The following is a 3826-nucleotide window of genomic DNA, read 5'->3' on the forward strand; positions in this document are numbered from 1 at the left end:
CACCCAGGTCAAAACCCTCGCCGACACCCGCAACCTCACCCTCCGCCAAGCCGCCCACATCATCGGCGTCGGCCGGGGCGCCGAAGCACACCAGATGCGCGGCCTCTACCCCTGACCGCACCCCGTCTCGCGGCACGGCCGACCGCCCAAGGGTGTAAACCCGTGCCGCGTGACGGCGCGACTTTGGTAGGCGGTCCGCCAGCCTGATGGGCGATGCCCGGGGGCGGTCGCGATCGGCATCGTTGACGGCATGAGAGAGATTCTGGGCGGGTTCGTCGTCATCCAGGGACTGGGCGGGTTCGTGGCACAGGTCTGGTTCGAGCGGGAGTGGGGGCTGCTTCCCCGGTGGGTCGACTGGCCCGCGCCCGCCTACCTGGGGATCGCCGCCCTGGGCGCTCTGGTCGTCCTCTGGCGCGCCTCCGACGCCTGGAAGCGCGGATAGCCGGTCCGGCGGGTCCGCGGGCTATCGCGCACAAGTTGGGAAAACGGCGGTGTCGCAGGTCAGGGACGTGATCATGTCGATCTAGAGTGGAAGCGTGCTCAGGTTGGTGCTGTCCCTCACCCTGTTCGACCCGTCCGCCCTCACCGAGGCGTCCCAGCAGTCCATACCGCGGCACCAGGTGCTGACGCCGGACGGCGACCGGCTGGGGTACGCGCGGGTCGCCCGCCCCTACAGCCGGGAGCAGCGGCTGACGGGCGTGCTCATGTCCCGCGATCCGGTCAGCGGCGCGGTGGTGATGTGCGGGGGCGCGGTGATCGGCTCGCGGAGCCGGAGCCTGGTGCTGACGGCCGCGCACTGCCTGCACGACAACGGCAGGCGGCTGACGCACGTGGCGTTCCTGCCCGGCTTCGACCGGGGGCGGACGCCGCTCGGGATCTGGCCGGCCGTGCGGACCTGGGTGCCCGACCGCTGGCGGAGCCGGCCGTACTCGCCCGGGCAGCTCCCGTACGACGTCGGCCTGGTGGGGGTGGCCAGGCGCGGGCGCCCGCTGGAGGCGGTGACCGGGCCGGGGCTGACCCCGCTGCGCACCACGCGCGGCACCTCGCTGCGGGGCCTCGAACTGCTGGGCTACCCGGCCGGCAGGGGCTATCCGGGCACCAGGCTCTACCGGTGCCTGGGCGACGCCGGCGAGGGCGTCACCAGCGGGCCCGGACTGCTGGTCACCCGCAACTGCCATGCCCCGGCCGGCGGCAGCGGCGGACCGGCCCTGCGCGACGGTGCGGTGGCGGGCGTGGTGTCGTCCTCCAGCCCGCTCGGCGACAGCCGCGGGTTCACCGTGCTCACCCGGCTCGGCGGGCGGGCGTTCACCCGGATGCTGGCCGAGTCGGACAGGTGGATGCGGCTCAGGACGCCTGCCTGACGATGTCCTCGCAGGCGGACGCGGCTCAGGACGCCTGCCGGACGATGTCCTCGCAGATCTGGTGGGTGACCAGGGCGTCGTCCGCGGTGATCAGCCGGCCGGCGCGCACGGCGTCCAGGAACTCGAGGCAGATCTGCTCGATGCCGCGCTGCCGGGCGACCGAAACCCAGTCGGGCCGCCGGGCGAGCGTCTCGCCGCCCGCGTAGTCGATCACGTCGCCGAGGTTGACCACGCGCCGCTTGACGCCGTCGCCCATCACCTCGCAGGTCTCCTCGCTCGCGCCGCTGACCCGGTTCATCACCCCGATGGCGGTGAAGCCGTCGCCCGACAGCTCCAGCACGACGTGCTCCAGCAGCCCCTCGCGGGTGCGGGTCCGGACGCGGACGCCGGTGACCTCGCCCGGGGCCAGGAACCGGAGCGTGTCGGCCACGTGGATGAAGTCGTCGAACACCACCCGGCGCGGCGCCTCGGGATGGTTCGCGCGGTTCTTCTGCATCAGCACGAGGTGCCGGGGCAGTCCGGCCAGCCCGGCGTAACCGGGCGCGTAGCGGCGGTTGAAGCCCACCATCAGCGACCTGCGCTCGGCGCGGGCGAGCCGTACGAGGTGCTCGCAGTCGGGCAGGTTGTCGGCGATCGGCTTGTCCACGTAGACGTGCACGCCGGCGCTGAGCAGCGCCTCGACCAGCTCGCGGTGGGCGCCGGTGGCGGCGTGCACGAACGCGGCGTCGACCCCGGCCTTGATCACCTCTTCCACCGACGAGAAGCGGCCCGCCACGCGGTGGGCGTCGCCGATCCGGTGCAGCGTCTCGCTGTTTCGGGTGCAGAGGTGCAGGTCCAGGCCGGGCTGGGTGGCGAGCACGGGGAGGTAGGCCTTCTCCGCGATGTCGCCCAGGCCGATCACGGCAATCTTCATCCGTCGAGGGTAGCCCTCAGCGCCTCGTCCATGGGCGTGGGCCGCACGCCGAAGGTCTCCTGGAACGCCGAGGAGTCGAGCACGTACGGCGCGACGAACTGGTAGCGGACGTGCGCCAGCTCACCGATCAGGGGCGAGAACAGGCCCGCGGCCCGCACCAGCGGCCAGGGGAGCCGCACCATCCTGGGCGCGGGCCTGCCGAGGATGGCGGCCATCCGCTCGGCGAGCCCGCGGAAGCTGAGCGGTTCGCCGGTGGGCACGTGCCAGGGCCGCCCCCAGGCCCGCTCGTCGGCGCCGGCCACGACGAGCGCGTCGGCCACGTCCGGCAGGTACGTCCAGCTGTGCGGCACGTCGGCGGGCCAGACCAGCTGGATCGTCCTGCCCTCGCGCAGCGGCACGAGGAACCTGTCGCCGAGCCAGGACTGGTCGGTGGCGCCGGGGCCGAAGAAGTCGGAGCCGCGCACCTCGGTCACCCTGATCCGGCCCGCCTGGTGCGCGGCCAGGGCATCGGTCCAGATCTTGGCCCGCACCTGGGCCTTGGGGCTGGTGGACGCCAGGGGCAGGTCCTCGGTCATCGGGCCGCTGACCGGGCCGTACGGATAGAGGTTGCCCAGGATGACCAGCACCGCGCCGGTGGCCTCGGCGGCGGCGAGGAACGACTCCGCCATCGGCGGCCAGTCGGTGAGCCAGCGGTGGTATTTCGGGTTCACGCAGTTGTAGAGGGCGTCGGCGCCCTTGGTGACCTCGCTCAGCCGGGCCTGGTCGGCGACGTCGGCCGCGACCCTGGTGGCTTCGGCGGGGCCGCCGCCGGACCGGGTCACGACGGTGACCTCGTGCCCCTGGGCGAGGAGCCTGGTGGCCAGGTGCGTACCGACCTGGCCGGAGCCCACGACGACGTGCTTACCCATGCTCGGACCTGCTTCCTTGCGATTCGGGGACCGCGGTGACGACGCCGGGCGCCCCTTGCGAGACTGGCGTTCACTCACGAGAGCAATGCTCTCTCGGGAGAGCCGGCCAAGTCAAGAGCAGTGCTCTCGTTTTCTCTCACCGCTCTGGTAACGTGCTGGGCATGACAGCGAGCCGCACCGCCAGAGAACGGGTCAGGGCCGAGCTGACCAGGGAGATCGCCGACATCGCCCGCCGCCGGCTGGCCACGGAGGGCGCCGGCGGCCTGTCCCTGCGGGCCGTGGCACGCGAGATGGGCATGGTGTCGTCGGCCATCTACCGCTACTTCCCCAGCCGCGACGACCTGCTGACCGCGCTGATCATCGATGGCTACAACGCGCTCGGCGAGGCGGTGGAGCGGGCCGACGCCTCCTGCCCGCCGGATTCCTTCCCGGACAGGTGGAGCGCCGTCTGCCACGCGGTGCGCGACTGGGCGCTCGCGCATCCGCACGAGTACACGCTGCTGTACGGGTCGCCGGTGCCCGGCTACCACGCGCCGCAGGACACCGTGCCGGCCCGGGCCCGCGACGTCACCGTGATGGGCCGCATCGTGGCGGACGCCTGGGCGGCCGGCGCGCTCGTCCCGCCCGACCTCGCCCCGCCCCCC

5 protein-coding genes are annotated in these 3826 nt (G+C 73.0%); 3 read left to right on the plus strand and 2 right to left on the minus strand.

What is annotated here, in order from left to right:
• Nucleotides 1-250 precede the first annotated feature (250 nt).
• Both DQW85_RS26210 and DQW85_RS26215 read left to right on the plus strand, forming a co-directional pair.
• On the plus strand, nucleotides 251-442 hold the full coding sequence (locus tag DQW85_RS26210; protein WP_113702610.1) for a hypothetical protein: 192 nt from the start codon (nucleotides 251-253) through the stop codon (nucleotides 440-442).
• Nucleotides 443-536: 94 nt separating this feature from the next.
• The gene (locus DQW85_RS26215) at nucleotides 537-1361 is read left to right on the plus strand and encodes a trypsin-like serine peptidase (RefSeq protein ID WP_113702611.1); all 825 of its coding nucleotides are present in this window, start codon (nucleotides 537-539) and stop codon (nucleotides 1359-1361) included.
• A gap of 25 nt (nucleotides 1362-1386) precedes the next feature.
• Here the strand turns inward: DQW85_RS26215 and DQW85_RS26220 are convergent, their stop codons facing one another.
• Nucleotides 1387-2274, minus strand: coding sequence for a Gfo/Idh/MocA family protein (locus DQW85_RS26220; protein ID WP_113702612.1), 888 nt, complete (start codon nucleotides 2272-2274; stop codon nucleotides 1387-1389).
• Nucleotides 2271-3182 (minus strand): NAD-dependent epimerase/dehydratase family protein, encoded by a 912-nt coding sequence (locus tag DQW85_RS26225; protein WP_113702613.1) that lies wholly within the window; start codon nucleotides 3180-3182, stop codon nucleotides 2271-2273. Before DQW85_RS26225 ends, DQW85_RS26220 begins: the two co-directional genes overlap by 4 nt.
• 161 nt (nucleotides 3183-3343) lie before the next feature.
• Here DQW85_RS26225 and DQW85_RS26230 point away from each other — a divergent pair.
• Nucleotides 3344-3826, plus strand: a 483-nt coding sequence (locus DQW85_RS26230; RefSeq protein WP_162795391.1) for a TetR/AcrR family transcriptional regulator, incomplete at its 3' end; no start/stop codon positions are given.

It is taken from the genome of Nonomuraea lactucae, assembly GCF_003313395.1.
Lineage (GTDB): Bacteria > Actinomycetota > Actinomycetes > Streptosporangiales > Streptosporangiaceae > Nonomuraea > Nonomuraea lactucae.

Excerpts from the sequence above, each read along its gene's own strand:
- DQW85_RS26220 (WP_113702612.1), bottom strand. The coding sequence starts at position 2,274 with ATGAAGATTGCCGTGATCGGCCTGGGCGACATCGCGGAGAAGGCCTAC.
- DQW85_RS26210 (WP_113702610.1), top strand. The coding sequence starts at position 251 with ATGAGAGAGATTCTGGGCGGGTTCGTCGTCATCCAGGGACTGGGCGGG.
- DQW85_RS26225 (WP_113702613.1), bottom strand. The coding sequence starts at position 3,182 with ATGGGTAAGCACGTCGTCGTGGGCTCCGGCCAGGTCGGTACGCACCTG.